15 protein-coding genes are annotated in these 13953 nt (G+C 36.6%); 9 read left to right on the forward strand and 6 right to left on the reverse strand.

The window, feature by feature from the left end:
- The first annotated feature begins 21 nt into the window (after window positions 1-21).
- The 6 genes from ACUTSE_RS08780 to ACUTSE_RS08805 all read left to right on the forward strand — a co-directional run bounded on the left by ACUTSE_RS08780 (window position 22) and on the right by ACUTSE_RS08805 (window position 7022).
- Window positions 22-1473, forward strand: a complete 1452-nt coding sequence (locus ACUTSE_RS08780) for a bifunctional 2-methylcitrate dehydratase/aconitate hydratase (protein WP_002992348.1) — start codon at window positions 22-24, stop codon at window positions 1471-1473.
- Window positions 1474-1558: 85 nt separating this feature from the next.
- A complete protein-coding gene (locus tag ACUTSE_RS08785; RefSeq protein WP_002992350.1) occupies window positions 1559-3055 on the forward strand; it encodes a CoA-acylating methylmalonate-semialdehyde dehydrogenase in 1497 nt (498 codons plus the stop codon).
- A gap of 15 nt (window positions 3056-3070) precedes the next feature.
- Complete coding sequence (locus ACUTSE_RS08790) at window positions 3071-4231, forward strand: acyl-CoA dehydrogenase family protein (protein WP_445639934.1); 1161 nt, start codon at window positions 3071-3073, stop codon at window positions 4229-4231.
- 6 nt (window positions 4232-4237) lie between these two features.
- Window positions 4238-5344, forward strand: coding sequence for an enoyl-CoA hydratase/isomerase family protein (locus tag ACUTSE_RS08795; protein ID WP_445639935.1), 1107 nt, complete (start codon window positions 4238-4240; stop codon window positions 5342-5344).
- A gap of 11 nt (window positions 5345-5355) precedes the next feature.
- Window positions 5356-6237 (forward strand): 3-hydroxyisobutyrate dehydrogenase, encoded by an 882-nt coding sequence (gene mmsB / locus ACUTSE_RS08800; RefSeq protein ID WP_445639936.1) that lies wholly within the window; start codon window positions 5356-5358, stop codon window positions 6235-6237.
- Between the two features lie 2 nt (window positions 6238-6239).
- On the forward strand, window positions 6240-7022 hold the full coding sequence (locus tag ACUTSE_RS08805; protein WP_002992354.1) for an enoyl-CoA hydratase/isomerase family protein: 783 nt from the start codon (window positions 6240-6242) through the stop codon (window positions 7020-7022).
- A gap of 70 nt (window positions 7023-7092) precedes the next feature.
- Here ACUTSE_RS08805 and ACUTSE_RS08810 read toward each other — a convergent pair whose 3' ends face one another.
- Together ACUTSE_RS08810 and ACUTSE_RS08815 are read right to left on the reverse strand one after the other, a co-directional pair.
- Window positions 7093-8079, reverse strand: a complete 987-nt coding sequence (locus tag ACUTSE_RS08810; RefSeq protein WP_445639937.1) for a diaminopimelate dehydrogenase — start codon at window positions 8077-8079, stop codon at window positions 7093-7095.
- 139 nt (window positions 8080-8218) lie between these two features.
- Complete coding sequence (locus tag ACUTSE_RS08815) at window positions 8219-8626, reverse strand: hypothetical protein (RefSeq protein WP_445639938.1); 408 nt, start codon at window positions 8624-8626, stop codon at window positions 8219-8221.
- Between the two features lie 300 nt (window positions 8627-8926).
- On the opposite strand from ACUTSE_RS08815, the gene ACUTSE_RS08820 reads away from it, so the two are divergent.
- From ACUTSE_RS08820 to ACUTSE_RS08830, 3 genes are all read left to right on the forward strand, one after another.
- On the forward strand, window positions 8927-10387 hold the full coding sequence (locus ACUTSE_RS08820; RefSeq protein ID WP_445639939.1) for a S41 family peptidase: 1461 nt from the start codon (window positions 8927-8929) through the stop codon (window positions 10385-10387).
- Window positions 10388-10498: 111 nt separating this feature from the next.
- Window positions 10499-11065, forward strand: a complete 567-nt coding sequence (locus ACUTSE_RS08825; protein WP_445639940.1) for a Crp/Fnr family transcriptional regulator — start codon at window positions 10499-10501, stop codon at window positions 11063-11065.
- 95 nt (window positions 11066-11160) lie between these two features.
- A complete protein-coding gene (locus tag ACUTSE_RS08830) occupies window positions 11161-11733 on the forward strand; it encodes an NAD(P)H-dependent oxidoreductase (protein WP_445639941.1) in 573 nt (190 codons plus the stop codon).
- A 64-nt stretch (window positions 11734-11797) separates the two neighbouring features.
- On the opposite strand, the gene ACUTSE_RS08835 is transcribed toward ACUTSE_RS08830, so the two are convergent.
- The 4 genes from ACUTSE_RS08835 to ACUTSE_RS08850 are packed head-to-tail and all read right to left on the reverse strand — an operon-like array spanning window position 11798 to window position 13951.
- Entirely contained in the window at window positions 11798-12568 is a 771-nt protein-coding gene (locus ACUTSE_RS08835; RefSeq protein WP_445639942.1) for a M15 family metallopeptidase, read from the reverse strand.
- Between the two features lie 19 nt (window positions 12569-12587).
- Window positions 12588-13106, reverse strand: a complete 519-nt coding sequence (locus tag ACUTSE_RS08840; protein WP_445639943.1) for a DUF2589 domain-containing protein — start codon at window positions 13104-13106, stop codon at window positions 12588-12590.
- Window positions 13107-13109: 3 nt separating this feature from the next.
- Window positions 13110-13307: a hypothetical protein gene (locus ACUTSE_RS08845; protein ID WP_445639944.1), complete on the reverse strand. Its 198-nt coding sequence runs from the start codon at window positions 13305-13307 to the stop codon at window positions 13110-13112.
- A 2-nt stretch (window positions 13308-13309) separates the two neighbouring features.
- On the reverse strand, window positions 13310-13951 hold the full coding sequence (locus ACUTSE_RS08850) for a DUF2589 domain-containing protein (RefSeq protein ID WP_445639945.1): 642 nt from the start codon (window positions 13949-13951) through the stop codon (window positions 13310-13312).
- Window positions 13952-13953: the final 2 nt, after the last annotated feature.

The raw sequence follows: 13953 nt of genomic DNA on the forward strand, positions 1-13953 counted from the left end.
ACTAAAAAATAAGAATTTAAAATGTCATTACACATTTCAAACGAACGACCACAACCAGATCAAGTATTAGTGGACATTGCGGATTACGTATTAAACTATGAGATTAAGAATGATTTAGCTTGGAAAACAGCACATTACTGTCTATTAGACACGATTGGATGTGGTTTGGAAGCGCTAACATACCCAGCATGTACTAAATTATTAGGACCTGTTGTAAAAGGAACAATCGTTCCAAATGGAGCAAAAGTTCCAGGAACACAATTTCAATTAGATCCAATTCAAGCTGCTTTCAACATTGGAACAATCGTGCGTTGGTTGGACTTTAATGATACTTGGTTAGCAGCAGAGTGGGGACACCCTTCAGATAACTTAGGAGGTATTTTAGCTACTGCAGATTGGTTGTCAAGAACAAACATCGCAGAAGGAAAAGCACCTTTAAAAATGAAACAAGTTTTAGAAGCAATGATCATGGCACACGAAGTGCAAGGAGTAATGGCTTTAGAGAACTCGTTTAACCGCGTTGGATTAGACCACGTATTATTAGTAAAATTAGCATCTACAGCAGTTGTAGGAAAGTTAATTGGCTTAACACGTGATGAGTTGATCAATGCTATTTCTTTAGCTTTCGTTGATGGACAAGCGTTGAGAACGTACCGTCATGCACCAAATACAGGAAGCCGTAAATCTTGGGCTGCTGGAGATGCAACATCTCGTGCAGTGCGTTTAGCTTTAATGGCTAAAACAGGAGAAATGGGATACCCATCTGTATTAACAGCTAAAACATGGGGATTCTATGACGTTTCTTTCAAAGGAAATGCGTTTAAATTCCAAAGAGATTACTCTTCATACGTAATGGAGAATGTATTATTCAAAATTTCTTTCCCAGCTGAGTTCCACTCGCAAACAGCAGTTGAAGCAGCAATGACTTTACACGGGAAATTAAAAGAATTAGGAAAATCTACAGAAGATATCAAGAAAATCACGATTCGTACACACGAAGCGGCTATCCGTATTATCGACAAAAAAGGTCCATTAGACAACCCAGCTGACCGTGACCACTGTATTCAATACATGATTGCTGTTCCATTAATCCACGGAAGATTAACAGCTGCAGATTATGAAGATAATATTGCTTCTGATGCAAGAATCGACGTATTACGCGATAAAATGGAATGTGTAGAAGACGTTCAATTTACAAAAGATTATTTCGATCCAGAAAAACGTTCAATTGCTAACGCATTGACGATTACATTTAACGATGGATCATCAATTGATGAAGTAGTTGTTGAATACCCAATCGGACACAAACGCAGAAGAGAAGAAGGAATTCCGGAGTTAATTAAAAAATACAAAATTAACTTAGCTCGCGTTTACCCAGAAAAACAACAGAGAGTAGTAATGGAAAACTCTTTAGATTATGATACTTTGATTAATCTAAATGTAAACGAGTTTGTTGACTTACTAGTTATCTAAGTTTATACTTACACAAGAGTTGATTGAAAAATCAACTCTTGTTCCTTAAGTAACCACCAACCAACCCCAATAAATTATAACAACTATGACACAAAAAATAAACTTATACATAAACGGTGCATTTACCGCAAGTACTGCTACAGCCTATTTACCAGTTGAAAACCCAGCAACACAAGAAATTATCGCAGAAGTGCCGTTAACGGAATTAAAAGAAATTGATCAGGCGATTGCTTTAGCCGGTGAGGCATTTAAAACTTGGAAAGAAGTTGCTACACCAGAGCGCGCTAGATTATTTTTAAAATACCAACATTTACTAAAAGAGCATCAAAAAGAAATCGCAGAGATTTTAGCAACAGAGAACGGAAAGACGTTTGCTGATGCGATGGGAGATGTATGGAGAGGAATTGAAGTAGTAGAACACGCTTGTTCAATCCCTACCTTAATGATGGGTGAAACTGTTGAAAATGTGGCTCGTGCAGTAGATACATATAGCTATATTCAACCGTTAGGAGTTTGTGCCGGAATCACACCATTTAACTTCCCAGCGATGATTCCTTTATGGATGTTCCCAATGGCAATTGCCTGTGGTAATACCTTTATTTTAAAACCGTCTGAGCAAGCGCCTATGACGGCTATGAAATTAGCTGAGTTATTCCAACAAGCAGGATTCCCTAAAGGAGTTTTAAATATTGTTCACGGATCAAAAGACCAAGTGAATCACATTTTAAATCATGAGGATATTCGCGCTATTTCATTTGTAGGATCGGTGCCAGTAGCGGAACATGTTTACCGTACAGGAACGCATAATTTAAAACGCGTACAAGCATTTGGTGGAGCAAAAAACCACATGGTTGTTATGCCAGATGCAAATAAACAACAAGTAATCAATAACTTAGTTGGAGCTTCTTGTGGCGCTGCAGGTCAGCGTTGTATGGCTATTAGTGTAGCTGTATTAGTAGGAGAAGCGCAAAATTGGGTAAATGATATTAAAAATGCATTAAGTACAATCAAACCGGGTGTTTGGTCGGACGATGCAGCAGCATATGGACCGCTAATCAACAAGCAAGCAAAAGAAAAAGTATTGCGTTTGATTAAGAGTGGTTATGACCAAGGAGCAGAAGTTTTATTAGACGGAAGTGACTGTGTTGTACCAGGTTATGAAAAAGGTTACTTCGTAGGGCCGACGTTGTTTAATAAAGTAACAACGGATATGGATATCTATAAAGAAGAAATCTTTGGACCTGCCTTATTATTAGTAACGGCTGATACTTTAGATGAAGCGATTCAAATCATCAATGACAACCCTTATGGAAATGGTACGTCAATTTTCACTAATTCAGGAGCAGCAGCTCGTAAATTCCAACACGAGATTCAAGTAGGACAAATTGGAGTGAACCTTCCAATTCCAGTGCCATTACCGTTCTTCTCTTTCACAGGATGGCGTAAGTCATTCTTCGGAGATTTACACTCGTATGGAAAACAAGGAGTTCGCTTCTATACAGAGACCAAAACAATCACAGCACGTTGGTTTGAGGAAGATGTACCTGGAGGAAATGTGAATATGACGATTAATCTTAAATAAGGAGGAAAGAGTATTATGCAATTTAATTTAGATGAAAATCAATTAGCTTTTCAAGATGCGGCAAGGAGTTTTGCAGAAAAAGAATTAGCACCCTATGCCTCAGATTGGGATGCGAATAAAATATTTCCACGTGAAGCCATTCAAAAAGCGGGAGAACAAGGATTTTGTGGGGTTTATACCCGAGAAGATGTAGGAGGATTAGGGTTTTCAAGATTAGATGCTGCTATTATTTTTGAAGAATTAGCAGCGGCTTGTCCGTCTACAACCGCTTATATTACCATTCACAATATGGTAACGTGGATGATTGACCAATATGGAAAAGAGCAAGTAAGACAAGCGATTTGTCCAGAATTGGCGTCAGGAATGAAATTTGGGTCTTATTGTTTAACTGAGCCTGATTCAGGTTCGGATGCTGCTAGTTTGAAAACAACAGCAGTAAAACAAGGAGACACCTATATCTTGAATGGAACAAAAGCCTTTATTTCAGGAGCTGGAGAGAGTGATTACCTTGTTGTAATGGCTCGTACTGGAGAAGCAGGAGCAAGAGGAATTAGTGCCTTTGTTGTCCCTGCGGATGCAAAAGGAATTAGCTTTGGCGAAAAAGAAAAGAAACTAGGTTGGAATACACAACCGACCCGTTTTATCTTTTTAGATCAAGTAGAAATTCCTGCTGAAAACCTATTAGGAAATGAAGGAGATGGTTTCAAGATTGCTTTAAAAGGTTTAGATGGAGGACGTATCAACGTAGCTATCTGTTCTGTTGGAGCAGCTCAAGGATCCCTGAATTTAGCTCAGCGCTATATGCACGAACGCATGCAGTTTGGCAAAGCATTAGCTCAATTCCAAGCGTTACAGTTTAAAATCGCAGATATGGTAACAGAGCTAGTTGCAGCGCGTCAAATGGTTTATTTAGCTGCTTTTAAGCTAGATTCTAAAGATGTAAACGCAACAACTTATTGTGCCATGGCAAAACGCTTAGCTACAGATAATAGTTTTACGGTATGTAATGATGCCTTACAGCTATTAGGTGGTTATGGATGTACGCAAGATTTCCCTGTAGAACGTTTAATGCGTGATGCTCGAGTACACCAAATCGTGGAAGGAACCAATGAAATTATGAAATTGGTGATATCAAGAAAGATATTAGAAGAAGGAGCAACTGCTGAAATACGTTAATCTATCATGAGTTTAATACTAACAGAAATAAAGAATAAAGTAGGTTTTATCACGTTGAATTCAGAAGCGACGTTGAACTCACTGAATTTAGAAATGATTGAAGCACTAACAGTTGCGTTAGAATCGTGGAAAAATTCAAGTGAGGTTGCTTGTATCTTTATTCAAGGAGCGGGAGAAAAAGCGCTTTGTGCTGGAGGAGATGTCAGACAATTGTATGACAATATTCTTGCACAACGTGAAGTAGATGCAACGCAAGTACCGCAAGGTTGCTTTGATTTCTTTGCGAAAGAATATGCTTTAAATTACGCCATTCACACCTATCCAAAACCTATTATTGTATGGGGACATGGTATCGTTATGGGTGGCGGTATTGGTGTCATGGTAGGCGCTTCACACCGTATTGTAACGGAGCGAAGCAAATTAGCGATGCCTGAAATTACCATTGGATTATTTCCAGATGTAGGAGCGACGTGGTTTTTAAATCGCATGCCTTCTGCGTATGGAGTATACTTAGGATTAACAGGTGCTCGTTTAGATGCTGCTGATTGTCGATTCTTAGGCCTAGCTGATTATTATATGGAATCAACCGCCAAACAAGCGGTGGTTGATGCTTTAATTCAAGCTACTTGGTCGGAACATGTAGAAGCACAAGTAGACGAGATGTTAACCACATTGGCACAACCGTATACAATTGGTGCTTCACAAGCTGAAGCGCATCAATCGTTTATTCAACAATTTGAGTCAGTCAATACGCTGGAAGAATTCCGCACTATTTTGATGAATTACAAAGACAAAGATAGTTGGATTGAAACGGGGGTACAGAGTTTTGAAAAAGGCTCACCAAGTTCTGCGCATATTATTTTCAAACAGCTACAAGACGGAAAAGACTACAGCTTAGCTCAAGTATTCCAAACGGAATTAAACTTGGCTTGTCAATGTTGTATTCATCCTGATTTTGCAGAAGGTGTACGTGCTTTACTGGTAGATAAAGATCAATCTCCTAAATGGCAACCTGCTACTTTAGAAGATGTTACGTCTGATTGGGTGGAGAGTTACTTCAAGCCTCTTTGGACGAAAGAGAATTGCGTTTTAAAGGATTTAGGTACAAACTAAAACGAAAAAGTATGGCAAAAATAGCTTTTATAGGCTTAGGAAATATGGGTGGTCCAATGGCTGCCAACCTAGTAAAAAAAGGACACGAAGTAACGGGATTTGATTTAAGTGAAGTAGCTTTAAATCAATTGGTTGCTCAAGGAGGAAAAGTTGCAAAATCAGCTTTAGAAGTAGCAAAAGGAGCAGAAGTAGTTGTTTCTATGTTACCTTCTGGTAAACACGTTGCAGATTTGTATACGGTGGAATTTATGGCTCAATTGCAACCGCACGCTGTATTAATTGACAGTAGTACAATTGATGCAGTTACGGCTCGTTCTGTTGCTGCTTTAGCAGTTTCACAAGGACATGCAATGATTGATGCTCCAGTATCTGGAGGAACTGCAGGAGCACAAGCAGGTACTTTAACTTTTATTGTTGGAGGAGCTGCAGGTGATTTCGATAGAGCAAAACCTATCTTAGAAGGAATGGGGCAAAACATTTTTTATGCTGGTGAATCAGGAGCAGGACAAGTAGCTAAGATTTGCAATAATATGTTGCTGGCTATTCACATGATTGGTACTTCAGAAGCAATTAACTTGGGAGTACGTCATGGATTAGATCCTAAAGTATTGAGCGAGATTATGCAAAAAAGCTCAGGTAGAAACTGGTCTTTGGAAGTTTATAATCCTTATCCAGGTGTGGCTGAGAATACGCCAGCATCAAAAGGATATGCTGGTGGTTTTGCTGTGGATTTAATGACGAAAGATTTAGGATTAGCTGCAGAGGCTAGTTTAGATACAAAGAGCTCAACTCCATTAGGAAGTGCAGCACTTAACTTGTATAGAATGTGGAGCGAAGCAGGAAATGGCAAGTTCGATTTTTCTAGTATTATTAAATTTTTAAACCAGCAATAGTTATGAATTTTGAGACGTTACAATACCAACAAGATGGATATGTAGGCACCTTGACAATCAATCGTCCAGATGCGTTAAATGCATTGAATAATACGGTATTAGCAGAATTAAAATCATTTGCAGAACAAGCAAAAAGCAAAAGCGATCTTCGCGTTTTGATTATTACGGGTTCTGGAGAAAAAGCTTTTGTTGCAGGAGCTGATATCAAAGCGATGCAAAGTATGACAGCAGCAGAGGCAACGGAATTTTCGTATACGGCACAAGCTGCTTTTAATGCGATTGAAGCTTTGCCTTTTGCAGTTATTGCAGCAGTCAATGGTTTTGCTTTAGGTGGAGGTTGCGAATTAGCCTTATCTTGTGATATCATTTTAGCGAGTGAAAAGGCTAAATTTGGTTTACCTGAATCTACATTAGGTTTATTGCCTTGCTTTGGTGGAACACAGCGTTTACCTCGTGCTATTGGACTTTATAAAGCAAAAGAAATGGTCTTTACGGGCGATTTCTATTCTGCGGCAGCTTGTGAGGCGATGGGCTTTGTTAATCGCGTAATTGCTCCGGAGGAGTTGTTGAATCAAGCATCTGCTATGGCTCAAACGATTGCTTCTAGAGGGCCAATTGCAGTAGCGAAAGCAAAAGAATCAATGCACACTGGTTTTGATTTATCTTTAGCAGATGGATTAAAGCAAGAAGGAGCCTTATTTGGCGAATTGTTTCATACCGCGGATCAAAAAGAGGGGATAGGGGCTTTTGTAGAAAAGAGAAAACCTAATTTCAAAGGAAATTAATCCTAGTATAAAAAATAAAATAAGGGCGTACGATTCATCGTACGCCCTTTGTATTTTTAAGTCGCTTCCCTTATAAAAGTGCAGCGCGTAATTGTCCGGGTGATTTAGGCGATAAATAGCCTAATGGAATGTCGAATACAGTTTTCGCTCCAATATGTCCTTCTTTTGCCATTTTGGCAATCGCACGTGAAAAAGCTACTAAAACAGAAGCCGTAAATTCTGGATTACTCTCTAGTTTTAAACCAAATTCCATATGCTGTTGATTTCCATCTCCTGTTTCGCCTGATCGCAAAACAAATCCGCCATGAGGCATCGCACTGTGATTCAGTTTTAATTCTTCTTCCGAAATAAAGTGAACCGTTGTATGGTAAGGTTCGAAGTAATTGGGCATCGTTTGAATCTCCTGTGCAATTTGCTGTTGATCTGCACCTTCTTCAGCTACGACATAACATACCCTTTGGTGTTTCTCAGCTGCAGTAAATGTTGGATTTTGACCTGCGCGTACTTCTTCTAATGCTTTTTCAATTGGAAGTGTATATTGAACACCATTTTTAACACCTGCTAAACGGCGAATAGCGTCAGAGTGTCCTTGACTTAATCCTTTACCCCAAAAGGTATAGGTTTCTCCTTGCGGTAGAATGCTCTCTCCTAATAAACGCAACATAGAAAATAAACCTGGATCCCAACCAGTTGAGATTAGACTCAAGGTTTGATTGGCCTTTGTACATTGTTCTACTTTAGCAAAATAAGCGGGTATTTCACCATGATTATCAAAACTATCTACCGTATTAAAATGAGTTGCCAATTGGATGACTTGTTCTGGTAAATCGGTAGAAGATCCACCGCATAAAATCATCACGTCAATTTTAGTTTTATACTCCAATACTTGATCTAAAGCAACTACTTTCGATGTTGTTGGCAACGATTCAGGTGAACGTCTTGTAAAAATAGCAACTAGTTCTAAATCTTTATTTTGAGCAATTGCGTGTTCAACGCCTCTTCCTAAATTTCCATATCCTACAATACCTATGCGAATAGGGGTTGTTTCGTGTGTCATATCCTGTTATTTTTAACCATACCCCTGCATGGGGTTCAAAGGGGCCAAAAATAGACAAAACTTTAGATAGATTTAGAAATACGCTTATTTTAATTTGAAAAAGAAATTAAAATAAGTATACTGTTTTATCCTTGTTTATTTAATAACGAACATCAGGACGTGGTAGAGGTTGAAACGGAGGGAATTTAGGATTTTCGGGAAAATAAAAAGGAATAACGCGAACTTGATAACTTTTAATATAGCCTTCTGTAAGGTGTAAACCTGAATTTTGAATGACAATTTCTTTAGATTCTCCTTTGTGTAGTAGTATTTTATCAGACGTTAGTTTTTTGTTTTCACTGGTTATAGCTTCAACAAAAATATAGTTTATACTACTTTCTAGTGATTGTACATTGAAAACAAAATTGGTATTTGTTCCATCATACGTTGGTTTGAGGTATTGGATACGTACTTGGTCATTTTTGGCAACAATACTTTCTTCTGTTGTACAACTCATTGTGGCTAGCAACAGACTAAGTGCTAGCATAAATTTTACATTTAATTTCATTGATAAGGTTTTATTAGATGTAAAATAAATTATAAACTTCAAATTTATTCCTATAAAATAAAGTGTTTAACGAAAGTTTATTACGTTTTTTAAATAAAATGCTATTTAATTGTCTTTTTTACTTCTGGTGTAATTACATATTGTGTTTGGAATTATATTAAAAATACATATCCAATAATTTAATTGTTATTTTATTACGATATTTTAAATTTAGTTAAGTTATAATCATTTATTTAAGTCAAAATATGATTAAATCATTTTGGATTCTTATTTTTGTAGGGTAAAATTTAATTCAAACAGATGAAAAAAATAAAAACAGCACTTATTCTAGGCTTTTTCTGTCACTTCTGTGCATTTGCGCAACAAGATTACGATAAATTGACCAAAGAGGGGCTTCTTACTGATTTCGACTTTATGGTAAAAGTGATTAAAGAACAACATCCTAATCCCTTTCGCTTTATTACAGAAAAGGAGTTTGATCAAAAAGCGACTGTCTTGCGAAAGAAGATTGAAAAAGAGCCAACGATAGAAAATTTTTATTTATCTGAACCTTTAAGCTTAATACGAGATGCACATGCAAGTCTTGTTCCAGATCCAACTTTATTTGATCAGGTGCTTAAAAATATGTCCTTCTTTCCTTTTAAAACAACCGTATATGACAATAGAGTGTTTATTAATCAATATACGAAGGAAATACCTGAAGGTGCAGAACTGATTAGCGTCAATCAAATAAAAGTAGGGGATATCCTCAATCAAATTCCCAATAGAGTAGATGGTGATATTCAAGCGAGTACTCAGAAAGAATTTAGTCAATATCTATCTTTTCGATTTCCAAAAGCAACCTCTTTTACGTTAGTGTATAAAGAAGAAGCTAACGGAAATTTAAAAACAGTAGAAGTAAAGTCCGTTGATTATGAGCGCTATAATTACAATGGAAGAAAGGCTATTTTACCTTTGAACCTACTAGCGTATGATACAGGCATTTATGGATCTCAAGTAGATAAAGATACGTATCTCCTTTCTATTAAGTCATTTAACCTATCTGAAGAATATGCGTATTATATTTTAAATACTATTTTTACAGATATTAAGACGAAGAACATCAAACAGGTGATTATTGATATTCGAGATAATGCCGGTGGTGCGTTGTCTAACATTCCTTTATTTTATTCTTTTATCAGCAAAGAAAAGCACTTTAAAAATATCTACAAATACGCAACGAAAGTGCCGACCATTAATGTCAGAGAAAACCTGATTGATGAAAATAGTAAGTTATTAAATAACACGGATATTATAGCCTACGACAATTTCATGCAACAACGTTTTGATAAAAATGAAAGTGATGGGTTTTATTATGGCAATAATCGTTTGGATGAATCATATGTAGAAAATTACCCGCAAGATAAAAATGCTTTTACAGGAAATGTGATTCTTTTACAAAACAACAATACACTTTCTGCAGCAGCCTATTTTGCTTATATGTTTGAACTGAATGAAAGAGGCCCAATTGCTGGTCAAGAAACACAAAGTTGCAGTAATTTTACAACAGCCGCTTGGTTCTTAAACTATAAATTACCACACACGGCCTCAATTGTTGTTTTGCCGCGATCTGAAATCTTTTTCAACACCGTTGCAAATAAAGATTCCGCATGTAGGGGAGTGTTACCTCATTTTACTATTTCAGCGGATCAGTTTCAAAAAGGATTACAAACCGTTGAGGATCCGGAACTAAATTTAGCTTTAGAATTGAGTAAAAAGTAAATGATATAAAAAAAGAAATACAAATGGGCAAAGGGATTCTTTGCCCATTTGTATTCACTGTCATTTAGAAATAGATAAATTAAGTGTATTTTTACAATAGAAAGAGTTTTTATGCTTCCTACATTTTTTGATCGATTTAATTTATTTACTGCAGCAGAAATAGCTACTATTGTTGCTTTATTTCAACCACGTCATTTAACTAAACACAGCTTTTTAATCCGAGAAGGGGATTACTGTGAGGAAATTGCTTTTGTTGAATCTGGGCTTTTCCGTTCTTTTTATACGACGGATACTGGAAATGAATTGACCTATTGTTTTCGCTTTCCCAATGATTTAATAGGAGCCTATTCTGCTTTTATCACCCAAGGAAAAAGTGTAGAAAATATTCAAGCTATTGAACCAGCCGTACTTTGGGTTATTCAGCAAAAAGACCTCGCACTCTTAGCGGATCAATTGCCCCAATGGACTGTCTTCTTAAAAGTAATAGCAGAACAGCAGTATTTGGAACTCGAACAACGCGTGATGCAATTGCAACGTGAAACCGCCCAACAACGCTATAAAAATTTAGTATTGAATCATCCTAATTTTATTCAATCCATTCCCTTACAATATTTAGCTTCCTATTTAGGCATTACACAACGCCATTTAAGTAGAATTCGAAAAGAGATTACTTTTTAGACATTTGTCTAGGATTTTAAGCTAAGTGGCCTAGTACCTTTGTTAAACTAATGTCTGCAGGATTGAATAATAAAGCAGTAAAACAAAGGACTACAATGAAAAAAATAGTAATTATAAATGGACATCCTAATTCCGCTTCTTTTACTAAGGGATTGGTTGAAGCGTATGAAAAAGGTGCAAAAACAAAAGGAGTAGAGATCAAAATAATCACGATTGCTGATCTTGCTTTTGATGCTAATTTGCGTTTCGGTTACCAAAAGCGAATGGAGCTAGAACCAGATTTGTTGGATGCCATTCAAACAATTCAATGGGCAGATCATCTGGTGTGGATTCATCCAGTTTGGTGGGGTGGATTGCCTGCTTTAGTAAAAGGTTTTATTGACCGCACTTTTTTACCTGGAATTACTTATCAATATCGCGAGAATAGCATGTTGTGGGATAAATTATTAAAAGGAAAAACAGCTCATATCATCACTACACTTGATCAACCCGGTTGGTATTATCGTTTAATGTACGGCAGACCAAGTGTGAATCAATTAAAAAAATCAACCCTTCAGTTCTGTGGTGTGTCTAAGGTTAAAGTAACTTACATTGGAATTGTTCGAAACTCAACAGCAGATCAACGAGCAAAATGGCTGAAGAAAGTAGAACAACTTGCCGCGCGATAAGCTAAGTGATTAGCCCAAACCCTGCGCTATTTCAAGACCAATACAATCTTGAAATAGCGTAGGGTTAAAGTATTTTGGCAAGTTCAAAATGCATTCCATCTTTTCGCTTAAAGTGACCACCCCAATAAAATCCATATTGATAAGCTAAAGGAACGAGTTCACGCACAGAACCAAGGGCTCCTAAGGGCGCTGGATCCGTATTTAGTGAATTCCATTGCATGTTGAGATCAAATGCAGTGCCATAGGCGTGATTGGATAATGTCGTTTTAGATCCACGAATCAATCGAGGGACATAGCTTCCACCATAACTTAAAAGTAGGGGTAATAAACCGTTTTGCTCAATTGCATCAAAGAATCCACGGAGTTGTTCTGCGCCTTTTCGATGAAAATAAATTGTAGATGTTGCTCCTTGTGGAATCTTTTTTAATTGTGGAATATCAACTGCGATAATATTTTCAATCGCAAAATTATTGTTGATTACAATCTGCTCTGGGTTTTGTGCTATTGGATTTGGTGTAAACTGAATTTCTCCAAATAGGCCCATTAATTGTTGCGTAGTTCTTATGGAACCAAAATTGGGTGGAAGCGGAAAACTCTTCTTTTGATCAAGGGTAAAACTCATCCCTTCTTGATAAGCAGCATACCATGTATTGGTGCCAATATAACCATCTACTAAGAGGTTCTTTTCTTTTTGGTATTCTTGTATAACTTGGATAAAAGAAGCGTCATACCAATCATCAAAAGGGCCCTTATACTTTCCTAACTGATGTTGAAACTCTTTCCATTGAATAATCAACGGCGTTTGTGTCTGGGGTTTAATAAGCTCTATATTCATTGCTATACTTGGTTGTTGATTAGGTAATTTGTCGTTTTAGAAAATTTTCATATCCTTCGGTAATAATACGCAAGCCTTCTGTAGTTTCTTGAGGGGTTAATGTTATTTCTAGTTTCCCAAGATTGGTTTTAGCACTTTTTTTAAGTAACGGAGTATCTGGTTTTCCAAAGTAGATCTGCAATTCATCTTGTATAACTTCCATTTCAAATTCTGTGGTGAAAGTAGCTTTCTTAATTCCGCACATTTGCATCGGAACCATGGAAATTAAAGGTACTTCTACGGGTTCTTGAATAGAAGTGAAATTGTCTGGATTTGCACTACTTCCCGTCTGTACTTTGTGCGGATAAATAAGCGTGACTGTTTTGGGAACTAACGTTTTTTTGATTATTTCATTTCCACCTTCATCTAATATCTTTGATTCATGTTCTTCGAAATATTTGTCTAATAACGTTAAATTTTTTTCGACTATTTGTTCACTTGAAAGTAGAATAGCTCTGTGAAGGATTTGAATGAATTTTTTAAAACTAATAGGGGCCATATTTTATTTTTTAGGGGTTGATGTTAATGAGGTATACGATTGAACAGCTTCTTCTACGATACTTTTGCTATTCTGTGCTAAGCCTATCGCTGCTTGACAATTGGAACAAGTAAATCTAGTTCCTAGTATTAGTTGTGAAACTTCAATAAATACTGGGGTATTACATGCTGGACATGGAAGGGTTACGGTTTTTGTTTTCATTTTTATTTGATATTAAAAGGTTGAATATTTTTACTGTATAATTCTAAAATATTTAAAACGCCCAAAGGAAGAGGAAGTGGACCCGCTTGAATATTAATTTTGAGCATGCGCTGATTGGATTTTGAATAGTTAGGTACTGTATTATTCTCTTGATTTGTATTAGATATTTTACCATTTAATTGTGCTTTTCGCTCTATGATGGCATTGGATTGATTGATATAACTGGTTGTTGAAGTAATATCTAGGTTGAAGGCAATATTCATTTTTTGAATAGCGATGGAATTCAAAGGCGCAATGGAAATTAAAGGAACCTGAAAAACAACATCATAAGGTTTTGTTTCACCTTCTACTTTCATGAATTTAGTCAATACCATATTAATCATTTTCGGCTGATAGAGGTATTTGGCTTTGATTGTATCTCCTCTTGTCTTTCTTTTTGTTTTAGTAAAATATTGATCGAGTATAGCGGTAGTTTGTCCATTCAAAACCATGGTATTAGCTTTTGATAGCGCAATTAATGGAGCTGAGATAATGGATTCAATGTTAAGTTCAGAATCTTGATCTCTAATGTAGGGAAGTACTTTATTCTTTTGATTCATCTTTTTACCTGTTTTTAAATGGATTCCAACTTTGTTGGAATCCATTT

This window comes from Myroides sp. TSA_177.3 (genome assembly GCF_052691955.1).

Excerpts from the sequence above, each read along its gene's own strand:
- ACUTSE_RS08780 (WP_002992348.1), top strand. The coding sequence starts at position 22 with ATGTCATTACACATTTCAAACGAACGACCACAACCAGATCAAGTATTA.
- ACUTSE_RS08785 (WP_002992350.1), top strand. The coding sequence starts at position 1,559 with ATGACACAAAAAATAAACTTATACATAAACGGTGCATTTACCGCAAGT.
- ACUTSE_RS08790 (WP_445639934.1), top strand. The coding sequence starts at position 3,071 with ATGCAATTTAATTTAGATGAAAATCAATTAGCTTTTCAAGATGCGGCA.
- ACUTSE_RS08795 (WP_445639935.1), top strand. The coding sequence starts at position 4,238 with ATGAGTTTAATACTAACAGAAATAAAGAATAAAGTAGGTTTTATCACG.
- mmsB (WP_445639936.1), top strand. The coding sequence starts at position 5,356 with ATGGCAAAAATAGCTTTTATAGGCTTAGGAAATATGGGTGGTCCAATG.
- ACUTSE_RS08805 (WP_002992354.1), top strand. The coding sequence starts at position 6,240 with ATGAATTTTGAGACGTTACAATACCAACAAGATGGATATGTAGGCACC.
- ACUTSE_RS08810 (WP_445639937.1), bottom strand. The coding sequence starts at position 8,079 with ATGACACACGAAACAACCCCTATTCGCATAGGTATTGTAGGATATGGA.
- ACUTSE_RS08815 (WP_445639938.1), bottom strand. The coding sequence starts at position 8,626 with ATGAAATTAAATGTAAAATTTATGCTAGCACTTAGTCTGTTGCTAGCC.
- ACUTSE_RS08820 (WP_445639939.1), top strand. The coding sequence starts at position 8,927 with ATGAAAAAAATAAAAACAGCACTTATTCTAGGCTTTTTCTGTCACTTC.
- ACUTSE_RS08825 (WP_445639940.1), top strand. The coding sequence starts at position 10,499 with ATGCTTCCTACATTTTTTGATCGATTTAATTTATTTACTGCAGCAGAA.
- ACUTSE_RS08830 (WP_445639941.1), top strand. The coding sequence starts at position 11,161 with ATGAAAAAAATAGTAATTATAAATGGACATCCTAATTCCGCTTCTTTT.
- ACUTSE_RS08835 (WP_445639942.1), bottom strand. The coding sequence starts at position 12,568 with ATGAATATAGAGCTTATTAAACCCCAGACACAAACGCCGTTGATTATT.
- ACUTSE_RS08840 (WP_445639943.1), bottom strand. The coding sequence starts at position 13,106 with ATGGCCCCTATTAGTTTTAAAAAATTCATTCAAATCCTTCACAGAGCT.
- ACUTSE_RS08845 (WP_445639944.1), bottom strand. The coding sequence starts at position 13,307 with ATGAAAACAAAAACCGTAACCCTTCCATGTCCAGCATGTAATACCCCA.
- ACUTSE_RS08850 (WP_445639945.1), bottom strand. The coding sequence starts at position 13,951 with ATGGATTCCAACAAAGTTGGAATCCATTTAAAAACAGGTAAAAAGATG.